Below are 16,172 nucleotides of genomic sequence, written 5' to 3' on the forward strand. Positions count from 1 at the left end.
CTGAGAGTTAGTTGCTGTTGTCGTCTTTGTTGTCGACGCGGTAGCTGAAGCTGAGGCCCATGCCCTGGAACAACACGACGTCCGCCAGTTGCCGCGCGAGCTCACCGGCGCTGGCCAGTTTGGTCTTGGGCACGTACAGCATGTCGTCCGCTTGCAGGTAGGCGATCTGGGTGGCGTCGCCGGACAAGGCTTTTTCCACGTCGTAACGATGCGCGACCACCTGGTTGCCGTTGCGCCGCATGATCATCACCGAGTCCAGGCGTGCCTTGACGTTGGAACCGCGGGCCAAGGTCAGGGCTTCGAGCACCGACACCGGGCGGCGGATCGGGTAGGAGCCCGGCTGGCCGACTTCACCCAGTACATAGATTTCGTTGCCGGCGGTGGACTTGAGCAGCACGTCCACTGTCATGCGCCCCGGCAGGGTGGCGTAGCGTTTATTGAGGTAGGCCTCCAGCTGGTTGATGGTCATGCCTTGCAGCGGTACGGCACCGATTTCCGGGAAGCTGGCGTAGCCGTCGGTGCCCACGGTGATTTCCCGACTCATGCCGGTGCCGGGGTGGTTGAGCACGGACTTGAGGTTCCACTCATTGGCCAGCGGGCTCACTACCATCACTGACAGCTGATTGCGGTTGGGCTGGAACAGCTGTTTGCGATCGTAGGCGCGCTGAATCGCGTCCCGTGCTTCATCGCGGGTCAGGCCCTCGATTTTCACCGTGGTGTGGGCCCCCGGCAGTTCGATGGTGCCATCGGGCAGCACCAACTGGTTGCCGTTGAACTGGCTGGCGGCGGTGAAGTTCAGCGCGATCGTGTCCCCGGACTGCACGCGATAGGCGGCCGAGCCACTGGTGCTGATGTGGAAGATCACGTCCAGCACATCCTGTGGGCGCAGGGTCTGCTCGACCTTGGGCACGTCAGTGGCCTGGGCGTTCGCCGGTGGGGCCGTGAGGATTTGCACCGGCATGCCTTGGGATTCGTCGGAGGAAGTGCTGGAGCAACCTGCAAGGGGCAGCAAAAGCAGGACAAGCATCTTGGCGTTCATGGCGTCATCCTTGTCTGACTGCTCACAGGTTTCTGTACAGCCATTCGGGCATGTAGTACTTGCGTCGGTTGAACACGCTGCCGACCAGCTTCGCTCCCGCCTGGCTCAAGCGCTGGGCCGCGGCCTGGGCCACCTCCCAGCGGGTGTCTTCCGAGCGCACGACCAGGACCACGCCGTCCACCTGGGTGCTGATGACCAGGGTGTCGGAGGCCGAATACACCGCGTCGCCGTCGATCACCACGAAGCGGTACCGGATGCCGAGTTGATCGAGCAGCGGGCTCAGGCGCTCGGGTGTCAGGTGTTCGTTGCCACGGGAGTAGCGGCCGAATGGCAGAACGTGAAAGGGCAGGCTGGAGACGTCCACCACGCAGTCCTGCAACAAGGGCGGGCTCTGGGTGTTGAACAACAAGTCGCGAAACCCCCGTTCCTTGCTCAGCCCCAACTGTTGCGTGAGGTTGGTCGCCGACTGGCTGGCATCCACCAGCAGCACCAGGCCGCTGCTCATCTTCGCCAGTTGACTGGCCAGCGCCAGCGCGCTGGTGGTGGTGCCTGCGCCGGGGTTGGCGGCGGTCAGGAAAAGGATCCGCAGGTTCTGGTCGAGCACGGTCGATGTCAGATTGGACTCGCTCGGGCTGGCAATGCTGAGGCTTTTAGCCGTTGAGCCGTCCATTTAACTCGCTCCCTGTCCGCTGAAAACTTTTAAAGGGGTTTTCAACAGAATCCTCAAATCAAGCAGCGGGCTCTGCTGGGAGATGTAGGTGAGATCCAACTCAACGCGCTGGTCGAAATCGATATTGCTGCGCCCGGAGATTTGCCACAGGCCGGTCATGCCGGGGTAGATGCTCAGGCGCACAAGGTGTTTGTTCTTGTAGCGGTAGGCATTGAACGAAGTCGGCCTGGGACCTACCAGGCGCATGTCGCCGGTCACCACGTTGAACAGGTTCGGCAGCTCATCGAGACTGGTGCGCCGCAGGAAGCCGCCGATACCGGTGATGCGCGGGTCCTTGTCGATCTTGAAATCGATGGCGTCGGTGCCGTGCTTGTTCAGGTGCCGCAGGGACTCCTTGAGTTCCTCGGCGTTGGTGACCATGGTGCGGAATTTGTACATGCCGAACATGCGGCCGCGGTAACCGGTGCGTTTTTGCACGAACATCACCGGCCCCGGGCTGGTGAGTTTGATGGCCAGCGCCAGCCCCAGCAGCACCGGGGAAATCAGCACCAGGATCAGCAGCGCGCCGAAGCAGGCCAGGACGCGGTTGGTGCGCGACAGGGTCCATGGCCGGCCACCTTCGCGACCGGTTATCCAGCCACAACCCTGCATGTGGATCGCGGCATCCATGCGCATGCGCTGTTCGGGGTCCAGGCGCTTTTCTCTACGCAAATTGCCAAGTGGCACACTTTTTTCGTGTTCAGACATAAATTCTCCGCAGAGTTCAGCCGTGTGCGGTATGGGGGACGCAGTCAGTAGTAAGAGCGGAACCAGGCAACGAAGCGCCTCAGTCCCTCGTCCAGTTCGATACGCGGTTGGAAATCGGTAGCGCGGGCCAGCTCACTGGCATCGGCGCAGGTGTTGAGGACATCGCCGGGTTGCAGGGGCAGCAGTTCGATCCGGACTTTTTGCCCCATGTGTTTTTCCAGCAATGCCAGATAGTCCTTGAGCTCTACCGGGTGCTGGCCGCCGATGTTGAAAATCCGCCAGGGTGCCATGCTCGTGGCCGGGTCTGGCTGTTCGCGGTCCCATTGAGCGTTGGCTTGCGGTGGGCGGTCGATCAGGCGTGTGATGCTCTCGATAATGTCGTCGATGTAGGTGAAGTCCCGCTGGTGCTTGCCGTAGTTGAACAGCTTCAGTGGCCGTTCTTCGGCGATGGCCCGGGCGAACTGGATCGGCGACATGTCAGGCCGTCCCCAGGGGCCGTACACCGTGAAAAAGCGCAGCCCGGTGCAGGGAATACCGAACAGGTGGCTGTAACTGTGGGCCATCAATTCGTTGGACTTCTTGGTCGCGGCGTACAGCGACAGCGGATGATCCACACCATCGTGCACCGAGTACGGTGTGTGCTGGTTGGCGCCATACACCGAACTGGACGAAGCGTAGATCAAGTGTTTGACCGGGTGGTTGCGGCAGCTTTCGAGGATGTTCAGGAACCCGCTCAAGTTGCTGTCCAGGTAGGCCCTGGGATTTTCCAGGGAATAACGCACCCCGGCCTGGGCCGCGAGGTGGATCACGATCTCCGGTTTTTCCCTGGCAAACAGTGCCTCGATGGCCGGTGTATCGGCCAGGTCAACCATTGAGAGCGGGAAAGGGCGTGCCTGCTCCTGCACCCAACGGACGCGATCGTGCTTGAGTTGCGGATCGTAGTAGCTGTTGAAGTTGTCGAGGCCGAACACCTGGTGTCCATCGCGCAACAGTCGCAGCACGCAATGGGCACCAATGAAGCCGGCTGCTCCGGTGACGAGAATCTTCATGGACGGACGGCCTCGGGCGTGATGCGGCGCAAGCCGATGCCACTGTAATGCAGGCCGGCGGCCGCCACCTGTTCCGGGCTGTACAGGTTGCGTCCGTCCACGATCACCCGTTTTCGCAGTTTGCTCGCCAGCCTGTCGAAGTCGACCACGCGAAAGTTCTTCCACTCGGTGCAGATCACCAGGGCATCGGCGTCTTCGAGTGTGTCATCGCGGGTGGCGCACAGATGCAGGTCGTCGCGGTAGCCGTAAATGCGCCGGCATTCGGACATGGCTTCCGGGTCGTAGGCTTGCACGCTCGCACCTTCGGCCCAGAGCGCCTCCATCAGGTTGCGGCTCGGTGCTTCGCGCATGTCATCGGTGTTGGGTTTGAACGCCAGGCCCCACACGGCGATGGACTTGCCGGCCAGTCCACCGGGAAATTGCGCCTTGAGTTTGCTGAACAGGATATGCCGCTGGTGGTCGTTGACGTCGGTCACGCTACGCAGCAACTTCAGGGACATTCCGGCGCGTTCGGCGGTGTGCAGCAGAGCGCGCAGGTCCTTGGGGAAGCAGGAACCGCCGAAGCCGCAACCGGGGTAGATGAAGTGGTAACCGATGCGCGGGTCCGAACCGATGCCTTTGCGCACGGCTTCGATATCTGCTCCCAGTAACTCGGTGAGGTTGGCCAGTTCGTTCATGAAACTGATGCGCGTGGCCAGCATCGCGTTCGCTGCGTACTTGGTCAACTCGGCGCTGCGGTTGTCCATGAACATCAATTTGTCGTGGTTGCGGCAGAACGGCGCGTAGAGCTCGCTCATCTGGCTGCGGGCTTCATCGTCAGCGGTGCCGACGATGATCCGGTCCGGGCGCATGCAATCGGCCAGGGCACTGCCTTCCTTGAGAAACTCCGGGTTGGACACCACCCGTATCTTCAGCGAGCCTTTGCCGCTGCGCTGCAACTCTTCAATGGCAGTGGCACTGACCTGGTCCGCCGTGCCTACCGGCACCGTGGATTTGATGATCAGGGTGCGGTCGGCCTTCATGAAACTGGCAATCTGCCGGGCCACGTTCAGCACATGGCTGAGGTCGGCCGAACCGTCTTCGTCGGCGGGCGTACCAACGGCGATGAAGATCAGCTCGGCGTGCTCTACCGCATCGCTGGCCTGGGTGGTGAAGAGCAGGCGACCGGCCTTGATGTTTTCTTCAAGGGTGCCGCAAAGCCCCGGCTCACTGATCGGTGGCACGGCCTGTTGCAGTTGTCGGATCTTGTTCGGATCGATGTCGACACACAGGACGCGATGTCCGACATCGGCCAATGCAGCTGCTTGTATCAGGCCAACATAGCCCGTACCAAATACGCTCACGTCCATATCAGCGTGCCTCGTAAAACGGTGGAGAGTTGCAAAACAAGACTGTCAAAAGGGGGTATAGACCAGCCTCGGCAAACCGTGTCAGCGAACCGGTATGTTAAAGGGGCAAGACGCCCCCAAATGTGGGGCTATTGCCATCACTATTGGGTTTCACCCCTCCCGATTTTGACTGTTTGGCGAAAATCCCAAGAAAGCAACAGCCTGCCGCAAGCCTTGAAATACAAGGGTTGTAGCTGCTTGGGGGTGTCAGGTTTGAGCCACCGGTTTAATGACGACTGTTCACCGCGTCTGACAGTTCTTACGCACAGATGGCGCAATGCGAATGTTAAAAAATGTCCAACAATCTATTGATCAAGTGCCTGTCGAGTCATAGCAGATTCAATGATGCTGTCTTTGTCAGCCAGCCGCCTGTGAGCGGCTACGGGCGTTCATTCAATGGGCCGCCTAGGGTTCGCACGCGTGTGGTTTTTTATCGACCTTGCCGGGTTCGCCAGGCACCCGGCGCGCACCCCAGCCACCGCAGGCAGGCACGATTGAAGCTTTGCACATCGCTGTAGCCCAGGCGGTCGGAAATCTCCACCAGCTCCAGGTCCGTTCCCTGCAAAAAGTCTTCGGCCCGGTAGCGACGGTATTCGTCGAGCAACTCTGAAAAACTCCAGCCCAACGCCTTCAAGCGTCGGGCGGCGGTGCGCTCGAGCACGTGCTGGGTGGTACAGAATTGCTGCCAGTTGGCTTCGGCGAGGTTGCCGATCAAATGGTCGCAGACTTGCTCCAGCAAGGTCGGTTCGCTGTTGCGTCGGGTCTGCTCCAACAGCTCGATCAGCGTGTGTTCCAGTTCATGATTGCCCGGCGTCAACGGGATGACGAACAGCTGTGGATCGAGGCGGATCGAGTGCTGCGCCTGCCCCCATTGCACCGGTGCGCGAAAGGCTTGTTGATGTTCCTGCGCATTGGTCGTGCAAGCACCGACCAGCCCGACGCCCAGAACCGGATCACGCTCCAGGCCGCTGGCGAGGAATTTGCGCCGCAACATGCTGCACAGGCTGATGAGTATGTAATCGGCGGTTGCCGCGCTGGTTTTCACACTGCCGCAATCGAGCAGGTGCAATTGGACGCTGTCGTCGCCGCGCACGATCCGCGCCTGGAAGTGCCCGTTGAAAAACGGAAAGAAACGCACGAAATACTGGCAGGCGCTGTCCAGTGAGTCGGCCACGTCGAACAGGTACGTCAGGCCATTGGTAGCGGTGGAAACGAAACGCCGGCCAGCCGCCAGGCCGATCAGCGGGTCGCCGGTCTGCTCCAGGGCAAACGCCCAGAAGCGCCGCGACATGAACAGCGGAATGCGCATGAACGGCGTGCGCAACTCGAACAGGCTGCGACGAAACAGGCCTTCGATACTGTCCCGGTCCACGCCACGGGCCAACAACTCTTCGATGGCCGGCAGCAGAGTCGGCGCATAGAACGCATTGGGTATCGATTGATCGCGCAGTGGCTGATCGCTTTTTGTCATGTAGGGCTCACAGCTTGTTCCGCAACACTGGTTAGGCTGCCCGACGTTAAGCGATTTGCCGGAGCAAGACCATGCTTGATTTACGCCAGCTCGATTTGAACCTGTTGCTTGCCTTCGATGCGATTTATCAGCAGCGCAGCGTCACCCGTGCGGCCGAGGTGATGTGCCTGTCGCAACCGGCCATGAGCAATGCGTTGCGTCGCCTGCGCGAGTTGTGCGGCGACCCGCTGTTCATCAAGAGTCGCCTGGGGGTGACGCCGACACTGGTCGCCCATCGTCTGGCCGACTACGTGCGTGCAGCGCTGGAGTCACTGCGCGATGGCTTGCGCATGATTCCCGCCGCGCGGCAGAACAATCCACTGCTGCGAATCAGTTGTCTGGATTGCCTGCAACCGGTGCTGCTCGATGCCTTGCTCGAGTCACCCCACGCCGATTGGCAGGTGCGTTATTTCCAGCCCCGGCGCCGCGACGCCTTGCAGGACCTGGCCAGCGGCAAGCTGGATATCCTGATCGACCTCGACCAACCGCTGGCCGGGCTTGCCGGCCTGCACAAACAGGCATTGCCCGCCGACCATTATGTGTTCGCCTATGGCGCCGCGCTCAAGGAGCCGCCGCGCACCCTGCAGGAGTATCTGGAGCAGCCGCAGATCCAGGTGTCGAGCCGCCGCGACGGGCTCAGCCCGGTGGACTTGCAGCTTGGCTTGAAAGGCCTGCGCCGGAATGTGGCGATGAGCACCCAAAGCACCCTGGCCGCGAAGCTGATCGCCGATCGCCAGCCGTTCGGCATCAGCCTGCCAAGCCGGGTCGCCAACGTGCTGGGCCTGCAACACGTGCCGCTGCCCCTGGACGAACCCGTGGAATTGAAACTGGCGCTGTACATCGAGTCGCGCTATCGCTTCGAGCGCAGCCGCGAGGAGGCGATGCACTGCCTGCTGCGCGCCCTCGGTGAGCCCCGGGCCTTGCAGTCGCTGGCGCGGCGTGCGTGATCTACCCCTGTAGGAGCGAGCTTGCTCGCGATGGAGTGTCATTCACCGCTGTGTCGACTGATACACCATCGCGAGCAAGCTCGCTCCTACAGGGATTTGTGTGTGTTTCAGATGCGCCTAGTTCGACGCCAGCAAACGTTGGTCGACCGTCAGCACAGCATCGACCATCGCCAGCGCGGCCGGTGTCAGGGAATGCCCGGCACGGCTGACGATGCCGTAATGCAATTGCAGGCCGGGATCCTCCTTGGGCACGTCGGTAAACTCCAGCAGCCGGATCAGGCCCTGGTCCACCAGTTCGGCCAAGGCCTCCATGGTGGCTATACCCACCGCATCGGAGCGCATCACCACGCGGCGGATCGCATCGAATTGCGCGCACTCCACGCTCGGGTTGAAGTCCGCCTCGCCCTGCACGTCGGCGAGGATCTTGCGGATCATCGGCGGTATTCGCGTGCCGACCACCGCGTAGTCGAGCAGGGCGCGCAGGGACAGGTTCTGCTGCTGCACCAAGGGATGTCCGACACGGCAAAAGAACCGCCCACGTCGAGGGCGCAACAGCTGAACCTGGTATTGCGGGTCGCCAGTGAAGTACCGCGCGTCGGCCACGAGGAATTCGATCTGCTGTTCGCGAAGCCAGACCGCCAGTTGCTCCCAGTCGCCCTGGTGGAAGCTGATGCGGATCGCCGGGTGAGCCTGGATGAATTCCGCCAGCGCCTCGGGCACCAGCACCTGGGCCGGGTACGGGCCGCAGCCGAAGTGCAACTCGCCACCGGTCAGGCCGTTGTATTGCGTCAGTTCGTTTTGCAGGGCCTGGCTGCCGGCGAGCAGGCGCCGGGCATGTTGCAGTACCAGTTCACCCTGGCCAGTCAGACGGAATTCGCGGCTGCTGCGTTCTACCAGCGCGCAGTCGAGGTCGCGCTCCAGGGTCTGGATGCTGCGACTGAAGGCGGGTTGGCTGAGGTTGATCGCCTCGGCGGCACGGCCGAAGTTGCGGTAATCGGCCAAGGCGACAAGGTGGCGGAGTTGTCGTAGGTCCATCATGCGTCTCCTGCATTTGTCGGATACTTTTAATGCATTGGATCGATACCACAGGGGCTGGCATAAGTACACGCCTGTCTTCTCGCCGTAACCTGCCATGACCAGCCAACCGTTCATTTCCAGCGCCTTCACCCGTACCATTCTCAGCCATGCCCGGCAGTCCGGACTGTGCCAGGACCAACTGCTGCAACGAGCCGGCATCTGCCAGTCGTTGCTCGAAGGGCAGGACCTGCACGTGCCCGCGCACCTGGTCGAACGCCTGTGGAATGAATGCGAACGTGCGGGCGCCGGGGTGTCGTTTGGCTGCGAACTGGTCAATGGCATGGCGACTACCACGTTACGGGGTTTGAACATTCTGCTGGACTCCGCCGCGACCCTTCGCGCGAGCCTGGCGTGTTTCACTGATTTCCTGCCGCGGGTGACCAACTACGTAGTGGCGGAACTGGAGGAGGGTGACGGGCAGGCTCGCTTGCATTTGCGCAGTGTTGACCAGCCGCCGCATTTTTTTGGTCTTGATGCGGCGACCCTGACGTTGGTGCGCAACATCGCCCGACGTTTGGGGCGCGCGCCGGCCGAGGTGTTCGTCGCGGTCCACTTGACGCCGCAACAGGCTGCCGGGCAGTGGTTGCGTAGCATGGGTGTCGAGGTGCTGGAGGGTTCACATCCGTGTCTGAGCCTGCCAGCGGCCAGTCTCGATGAGCCTTTGCTGGGGGCCAATGGGTTTTTGCATCAGAGTATGTTGCGGCACTGGCAGACCGCTGCGGCGCAACACACCCGTAGCGATAGCCTGGAGTTGGCGCGGCACTGGTTGACGGCGGGGGATCAGCCGATTGAGCGGATTGCCGAGCGGTTGGGGTATCGGCAGCCGAGCAATTTCATTCGGGCGTTTCGCAAGCAGTTCGGGATTACGCCTAAGCAGTTTCGCCTTGGTTTGTAGGTTGATGGGGTCTGAGTACATATCCGTTGCTGCGGTAACGGCGGCTTATGGTTTCGCCCTTACGGCGAGTCCCTTTTGTCAAACGACACAAAAGGAACCAAAAAGTCTCGCCCCTTACGTACGGCCCCTCGCTGAGGCTCGGGGTTCCTTCGCTCCGGCATTCATCCGGGGGCATCGCCCTCCGGTTGGCTTCGCTGGCACCTACATGCGATGTGTTCGACTGCGTCGAACGGCGCTGCGCGCCAATCCCCGGATGAACACCTCCACTCAGCCTGCCGAGGGGGCGGGTGGATCAAGATCAAGAGCTGCAGGCGAGCTAACGCTCGGCCTGATGAGTGGTGAGAAGCGAGGGTGTACGCCGCTCTGCCTTTGCTCTTCTGTAGGAGCGAGCCTGCTTGCGAAGGCGGCCTCACAGTCGACCGAAATCTTGCGGATGTACTCAGTACCTGTGGGAGCGAGCTTGCTCGCGAAAAACGTCCAGACACCGCGTTCATTCAGACAACAGGCGTTATCGTTGACGTCCTTCGCGAGCAAGCTCGCTCCCACAGGTGACCGCATCCGCAGAAACGGATATGTACGCCTTCAGAAATTAACCGAAGCCCCCCGCAGATCCCCCCGATGATTATTTTTTGTCGGCCATCGCTTGCGTGTCGGGGCCGATAGTTGGGCACCGTGTCCGGGCTGAGCAAACCTGACCGGAGCCTAATAATGATAAAAAAACGCTCGGCCACAGCCGGAGTCCGCCAACGGCTTCACCGGCTTGGCCACACTCGCCCGCAACCCCTTGCGCTGGCGATTCTTGCCGTACTGACGGGGCCAACCTACGCCACCACATTTGACCTCAACGAAGACTGGAGCCTGTCGACCAAGACCAGCCTGAGCCTGGGCAGCAGCTGGTCGACGCAAAACCCCGACAAAAGCCTGATGACCCGCGCCAACGCCTTGCAGGCCCAGGGTGTAAACGCCAATGGCACCAGCGTCAGCGCCGACGACAACCGGCTGAACTTCAAGAAGGGCGACCCCATTTCGCAACTCTTCAAGGGGCTCACCGATATCAGTCTCGATGGCCAGGGCCAGGGCGCGTTCATTCGCTTCAAGTACTGGTACGACCATGCCTATGAAACCGGCAATGGCCGCTTCAAGGATTTCGACGATTCGGGCTGGGACGACCTGTCAAAATTCAAGGGCTTCGAGGTGCTCGATGCCTACGTCTGGAAAGACTTCCAGGTGGCCGAACATCCGCTGAACGTAAAGGTCGGTAACCAGGTGTTGTCCTGGGGCGAAGCGCTGCTGATCCAGAACGGCATCAACGTGATCAACCCGTTGGACATCTCGGCGTTCAACCGTCCCGGCGTGGAGATCAAGGAAGGCCAGTTGCCGGTGGAGATGGTCTCCTTCAGCTTCGGCCTGACCGACACCACCAACCTCGAAGGTTTCTACCAGTACAACTGGCGCCCCAGCGTTCTCGACGGTTGCGGCACCTTCTTCGCCAGCAGTGATGTGATCCAGCCGGGTTGCGGGCCGCTGTACCTGAGCCAGGTGCAGACCGATCAACAGATGCAGGCCGCTGGTTTGTTCGCCACGTCCCGGGGCAACGAATCGCCGTCCGACAACGGCCAGTTCGGCTTCGCCTTGCGCCAGATGATCCCGGCGCTCAACGATGCGGAAGCGGCGATCTACTACATCAACTATCACTCGCGGTTGCCGTATTTCACCATTAACGCCAGGAACACCTCCGTGCCCGGTACCTTCCCCGGTGGTATCCAGGGGCCGAGTTATGCGGCGGCCTTCCCGGAAAATATTCGCCTGTACGGCATCAGCCTCAACGGCGTCGAGCCTGTCACCGGGATTTCCCTGGCCGGTGAGTTGAGCTACCGGCCGAACATGCCGATCGCGATCAACGCGCCCGACGTCAACGTTGCGGTGATTTCCGGACCGGGGGGCAGTTCCTGGTTGCAGTTGCCGCCCGGCTTCAGCACCACCAATGGCAGCCAGTTCGATGCGTGGGAGCGCAAGGGCGTCTGGCAGTTGACCGGTTCGGCCACCCAGGCCATCGACAACGTGCTGGGCGCCACGCGCCTGAGCCTGTTCGGTGAGGCCGGTGTCGTGCACATCGACGATCTCGGGGACGAGCGCCTGGGCCGTAACGCCGCGTTCGGCCGCAGCGCCCCGCGCAACGGCACGCTGTGCAACACGGTGGCTTCAGGTGTGACCAACCAATACTGCACCGACAAGGGCTTTGCCACCGATTGGTCGTGGGGGTATCGCCTGCGCGCCAGCCTCGAATACAGCGATGTGTTGCCAGGCATCAACCTGATTCCGGCCGTCAACTGGCGGCATGACGTCTCGGGCTATTCCTACGATCCGCAAGGGCCGTTCCAGGAAGGCCAGCAAGCGCTGGGCGTGAGCCTGACCGGCGTCTACATGAACGACTACAGCGTGGAACTGGCCTACAACACGTTCTTCGGTTCCAACGACTACAGCACCCTCGACGACCGCGATTTTGCATCCGTCAGCTTCAAGGCAGACTTCTAAGGAGAACCGTTATGCGTATGCAATTGTGCGTGCTGGCCCTGGCCTGCACCGTCGGACTGGCCCAGGCCAAAGGCACCGATTCGGCGGCACTGGGCAAGACCCTGACCCCCATGGGCTCGGAAATGGCGGCCAATGCCGACGGCAGCATTCCGGCCTGGACCGGTGGCCTGGCGAGCAACGCCGGCACCGTCGACAGCAAGGGCGGCTACAGCGATCCGTATGCCGCCGAGAAGCCGTTGTTCACCGTCACCGCGCAGAACCTGACGCAATACCAGAAATTTCTCAGCCCCGGGCAAATCGCGTTGTTCAAGCGTTTTCCCGACACCTACAAGATGAACATCTACCCGAGCCATCGCAGCGCCAACCTGCCCAAGGAGGTACTGGCGGCCAGTCGTGAGAACGTCGCCAAGACCAGCATGGCCGACGGCGGCAACGGCTTGCACGACTATGCCAGGGGCATTCCGTTTCCGTTGCCCACCGAAGGCCTGGAGGTGATGTGGAACCACATGACCCGTTATCGCGGCGGCAGTTACGAGCGCATCAGCAGCGCCGCGCTGGTGCGTGAAAATGGCGCCACCAGCTACGTGCGCAACCAGTCTTTGATCAACTTTGCCGACACCGTGGGCGGGCTGGAACCGGGCTCGAACATCCTGTTCATGTTCAAGAGCCGGGTGCTGGAACCGGCGCGTCTGTCCGGTGAGGCGGTGCTCGTGCACGAGCCGATTGACCAGGTCGCCGAGCCGCGTTCGGCCTGGCAGTACCTGCCGGGGCAACGTCGCGTGCGCCGTGCGCCGATGATCGCCTACGACAACAGCGCCCGTTACAGCAACGGCCTGATCACCGCCGACAACATCGATGGCTACAACGGCGCGCCGGACCGTTTCGACTGGAAACTGGTGGGCAAGCAAGAGCTGTTCATCCCTTACAACAGCTACAAGATCGGCAGCCGCGACCTCAAGTACGACACTGTGATCAAGCCCAACCACGTCAATCAGGACCTGGCCCGCTACGAGAAGCACCGCGTGTGGGTGGTCGAAGCGACCCTCAAGCCCGGTGCACGGCACATCTACGCCAAACGTCGCTTCTATGTGGACGAAGACAGCTGGCAGATCGCCCAGTCGGACCAGTACGACAGCCGCGGTGAACTGTGGCGCAGCGGTGAACTGCACGCGATCCAGCAGTACGACCACGGCTTCACCTACAACGTGCTGGAAACCTCCTATGACCTGATCTCCGGACGCTACTACGCCGGCGGCCTGGCCAACGAAGAGACCGAGCCGATGCGCGTGGGCTTCGCCGCCAAGACCGACGACTACACCCCGTCGGACCTGCGGCGTTGGGCCAAGTAAACCGGGAGGCACCGTAAATCCCTTGTGGGAGCGAGCTTGCTCGCGATGGCGGCGTGTCAGACGACATCAATGTTGGATGTTCCGGCTTCATCGCGAGCAAGCTCGCTCCCACAGGGATCAGTGTGTGTTGATATTTATCTACCAGGAAATCTGCCATGCGCTACTGGATATCCGCTCTGGCCCTGGGCGCGAGCCTGGGTACTGTTCACGCCGCAACCCTCGACCAACAGCAAGCCAAAGACCTGGCGCAGGAGGCCTACGTGTTCGCCTACGCCACCGTCGAACACGACAAAGTGCTCAGCGCCATCGCCGCGAAACTGCCGTTCAACCGTCTCTACAGCGAACCGCGCCTGCTCGGCCCGCAAGACAACAAAGTGGTGTCGCCCAACAACGACACTTTCTATTCCCGTGCCTTGCTGGACTTGCGCAGCGAACCTGTGGTGCTCGACGTACCGGCCGTGCAAGGTCGCTACTACAGTTTCCAGCTGGTGGACATGCGCACCGACAACCTCGACTACATCGGCACTCGCGCCACGGGTGACAAGGCGGGGCGCTACCTGATTGTCGGGCCGGACTGGAAGGGGCCCGCGCCTTCGGGGTTCAGCGCGGTGATTCGCTCACCGAGCCGGCTGGTCTTCCTGTTGGGACGGACCGAGGTCAAGGGCGAAGCGGATCAGAAAGACGCCGCGCAAGTGCTGAGGGGCTACGCCTTGCAACCGCTGTCCAAAGTCAATGGCAGCGCGCCCCCTGAACCCCTGGCACCGCTGCAACTGCCAGCTTACACGGACACCAGGCACGGGCCGGCGCAGGTGTTGTTCAGCACCTTCAACGCGCTGGCCCCCTTGCATCAATGGACCGCCAGCGAACAAAAGAAACTGGCCCGTTTCGCCGCCATCGGGGTGAAGCCGGGGGCCGGATTCCAGGCCCCGGCGGACTTGAACGAAGCCGTCGCACAGGGTGCCGAAGCCGGTCGCGAACAGGTCCGCGCAGCCTCCAGCCAACTATCGGTGGAACAGCAGGGCTGGTTGCCGTCGCCGCCCAACGTCGGCAAGTTTGGTGACGATGACCTGACCCGTGCCGCAGTCGCCTGGCGCTACATCTACGCCAACGATGCGGTGGAAGCGCTGTACCCGATGGCGTTGCACGATGCAAAGGGGCAGGAACTCAATGGCCAACACGCCTATCGCCTGCATTTTCCCGCCGGGCAATTGCCGCCGGTGAATGCGTTCTGGTCGCTGACCCTGTATGACGGCAAAACCCAGTTGCTGGTGGCCAACCCGATCCAGCGTTACGCCCTGGGCGACCGCAGCCCTGGTCTACAATACGATGCCGACGGCGGCTTGACCCTGATCCTGCAAGCCGATGCGCCCAAGGCTGCGCCGCAGGGCAACTGGCTGCCGACGCCGCAAGGTCCGTTCAACCTGCTGTTGCGCCTGTACCTGCCCAAGGGCGGGGCATTGGACGGGAGTTATCAGTTGCCGACGATTGCGAGGATCGAATCATGAACCTGATTTTCAGTCGCCGCCGGTTGCTGGGCGGCATGGGGGTGTTGGGAGCAAGTCTGATGTTTCCACGCCGGCTGCTGGCCGGTGATTCCGATGACCCTCGGCAGATTGCCAAAGAGGCGTGGATTTACGCGTACCCCATGCTCATGCATTACCAGACCATGGAAAAACAGGCGCTCAACCCGGCCGCGCCGGAGTACGTCGGCGGCTTCAACCGCTTTCGTCATTACAGCGAGTTGTTTACCCCGAACAACCGCGACATCGTCACGCCGAACAACGACACGCCGTACTCCTGGGCGTGGCTTGACCTGCGCAGCGAGCCGCAGGTGTTGAGCGTGCCGGCCGTGCCTGACGACCGCTATTACGTGCTTCAACTGGTCGACCAGTACACCCACAACTTTGCTTATGTCGGCGTGCTCAGCACCGGTCGCGATGCGGGGAATTACCTGATCGCCGGACCCCACTGGCAAGGCCCGACACCGGACGGCGTCAAGGCTGTGCTGCGCAGTGAAACCGAAATCGTCATGGTGCTTGGGAGAACGGGCCTGAAAAACGCCGGGGACCTGCCGGCGGTGCGTGCCTTGCAGCAGCAATACGGTTTGCGTTCGTTGCATGAATACATCGGCAGTGCGCCGCCTGTGGCTGCGCCAGCCATTGACTGGCGCCCCTGGGACAGCAAGACCGGGTTGGGGCTGGAGTTTATCCCGGCGCTGAACCAGATCCTCAGCCTGTGCCCCACGCAACCGTCCGAACAAGCCTTGCGCGCGCGCTTTGCACGGATCGGCATCGTGCCCGCCCAGGGTTTCGACCCGGCGACGTTGCCGCCAGCAACGCGCCAGGCACTGCTCGCCGGGATTGAAGACGCCCAGGCGCAACTGCAAACCGCAGTGAGCCAGGTACGCACCACCCTCGGGCTGTTCGGCACTCGCGAAGCGCTGAACGGCAATTATCTCAACCGCGCTGTCGCGGCGAATGTCGGCATCTACGGCAACAGCGTGGAAGAGGCCTTCTACACCGGCACTCGTCTGGATAATCAGGGGCAACCCTTGCAGGGTGGGCGAAGCTATCGCCTGCGTTTCGCAGCGGGTCAATTGCCGCCGGCCAGCGAGTTCTGGTCGCTGACGCTGTATGACTTGCCGGACCGGCAACTGGTGGCCAACCCGATCAATCGCTACTGCCTGAGCAGCCGGGATCAGTTGCAGGAAGATGCGGATGGTGGGTTGACGTTGATCCTGCAGAACGTCGCTCCGCCGGAGCAGAGCAACTGGTTGCCGACGCCTGCAAGCGGAGCGTTCACCCTGGTCCTGCGCCTGTATGGACCTGGGCAGCAGGTGGTCAATCAACGCTGGCGAATGCCGGTGGTTGAAGTGGTGTCTGCCTGAACCGCATCGCGAGCAAGCTCGCTCCCACAGAGGATCTGTGTCGTTCACAAATGCTGAGAACAACCCGGCCCCCTGTGGG

13 protein-coding genes are annotated in these 16,172 nt (G+C 61.7%); 6 read left to right on the forward strand and 7 right to left on the reverse strand.

Annotation, left to right across the window (positions count from 1 at the left end; all coding sequences use genetic code 11):
• Nucleotides 1–7: 7 nt before the first annotated feature.
• The 6 genes from AC1RS8_RS09705 to AC1RS8_RS09730 form a co-directional block, all read right to left on the reverse strand.
• Nucleotides 8–1,039 carry a polysaccharide biosynthesis/export family protein gene (locus AC1RS8_RS09705; RefSeq protein ID WP_090456394.1) on the reverse strand — a complete coding sequence of 344 codons (1,032 nt, stop codon included), beginning with the start codon at nt 1,037–1,039 and terminating at the stop codon, nt 8–10.
• A 22-nt stretch (nt 1,040–1,061) separates the two neighbouring features.
• A complete protein-coding gene (locus AC1RS8_RS09710) occupies nt 1,062–1,709 on the reverse strand; it encodes a CpsD/CapB family tyrosine-protein kinase (protein ID WP_090456392.1) in 648 nt (215 codons plus the stop codon).
• Nucleotides 1,710–2,456, reverse strand: a complete 747-nt coding sequence (locus AC1RS8_RS09715; RefSeq protein WP_340313806.1) for a sugar transferase — start codon at nt 2,454–2,456, stop codon at nt 1,710–1,712.
• Nucleotides 2,457–2,500: 44 nt separating this feature from the next.
• On the reverse strand, nt 2,501–3,505 hold the full coding sequence (locus AC1RS8_RS09720; RefSeq protein WP_349736948.1) for an NAD-dependent epimerase: 1,005 nt from the start codon (nt 3,503–3,505) through the stop codon (nt 2,501–2,503).
• Nucleotides 3,502–4,854 carry a UDP-glucose dehydrogenase family protein gene (locus AC1RS8_RS09725; RefSeq protein WP_218496409.1) on the reverse strand — a complete coding sequence of 451 codons (1,353 nt, stop codon included), beginning with the start codon at nt 4,852–4,854 and terminating at the stop codon, nt 3,502–3,504. Before AC1RS8_RS09725 ends, AC1RS8_RS09720 begins: the two co-directional genes overlap by 4 nt.
• Before the next feature lie 469 nt (nt 4,855–5,323).
• A complete protein-coding gene (locus AC1RS8_RS09730) occupies nt 5,324–6,364 on the reverse strand; it encodes an AraC family transcriptional regulator (RefSeq protein WP_218496411.1) in 1,041 nt (346 codons plus the stop codon).
• 71 nt (nt 6,365–6,435) lie between these two features.
• On the opposite strand from AC1RS8_RS09730, the gene AC1RS8_RS09735 reads away from it, so the two are divergent.
• Nucleotides 6,436–7,350 (forward strand): LysR family transcriptional regulator, encoded by a 915-nt coding sequence (locus AC1RS8_RS09735; RefSeq protein WP_090456383.1) that lies wholly within the window; start codon nt 6,436–6,438, stop codon nt 7,348–7,350.
• Nucleotides 7,351–7,467: 117 nt separating this feature from the next.
• Here AC1RS8_RS09735 and AC1RS8_RS09740 read toward each other — a convergent pair whose 3' ends face one another.
• Nucleotides 7,468–8,385, reverse strand: coding sequence for a LysR family transcriptional regulator (locus AC1RS8_RS09740; protein WP_218496523.1), 918 nt, complete (start codon nt 8,383–8,385; stop codon nt 7,468–7,470).
• A 97-nt stretch (nt 8,386–8,482) separates the two neighbouring features.
• On the opposite strand from AC1RS8_RS09740, the gene AC1RS8_RS09745 reads away from it, so the two are divergent.
• From AC1RS8_RS09745 to AC1RS8_RS09765, 5 genes are all read left to right on the forward strand, one after another.
• Entirely contained in the window at nt 8,483–9,322 is an 840-nt protein-coding gene (locus AC1RS8_RS09745) for an AraC family transcriptional regulator (RefSeq protein WP_090456379.1), read from the forward strand.
• 708 nt (nt 9,323–10,030) lie between these two features.
• Nucleotides 10,031–11,857: a DUF1302 domain-containing protein gene (locus AC1RS8_RS09750; RefSeq protein ID WP_489338754.1), complete on the forward strand. Its 1,827-nt coding sequence runs from the start codon at nt 10,031–10,033 to the stop codon at nt 11,855–11,857.
• 11 nt (nt 11,858–11,868) lie between these two features.
• On the forward strand, nt 11,869–13,206 hold the full coding sequence (locus AC1RS8_RS09755) for a DUF1329 domain-containing protein (protein WP_223504721.1): 1,338 nt from the start codon (nt 11,869–11,871) through the stop codon (nt 13,204–13,206).
• 155 nt (nt 13,207–13,361) lie between these two features.
• Nucleotides 13,362–14,711 (forward strand): DUF1254 domain-containing protein, encoded by a 1,350-nt coding sequence (locus tag AC1RS8_RS09760; RefSeq protein WP_489338753.1) that lies wholly within the window; start codon nt 13,362–13,364, stop codon nt 14,709–14,711.
• Nucleotides 14,708–16,093: a DUF1254 domain-containing protein gene (locus AC1RS8_RS09765; RefSeq protein ID WP_489338752.1), complete on the forward strand. Its 1,386-nt coding sequence runs from the start codon at nt 14,708–14,710 to the stop codon at nt 16,091–16,093. The genes AC1RS8_RS09760 and AC1RS8_RS09765 overlap by 4 nt, the downstream gene beginning before the upstream one ends.
• Nucleotides 16,094–16,172 lie beyond the last annotated feature (79 nt).

Source organism: Pseudomonas sp. GW821-FHT12A04, assembly GCF_058807755.1.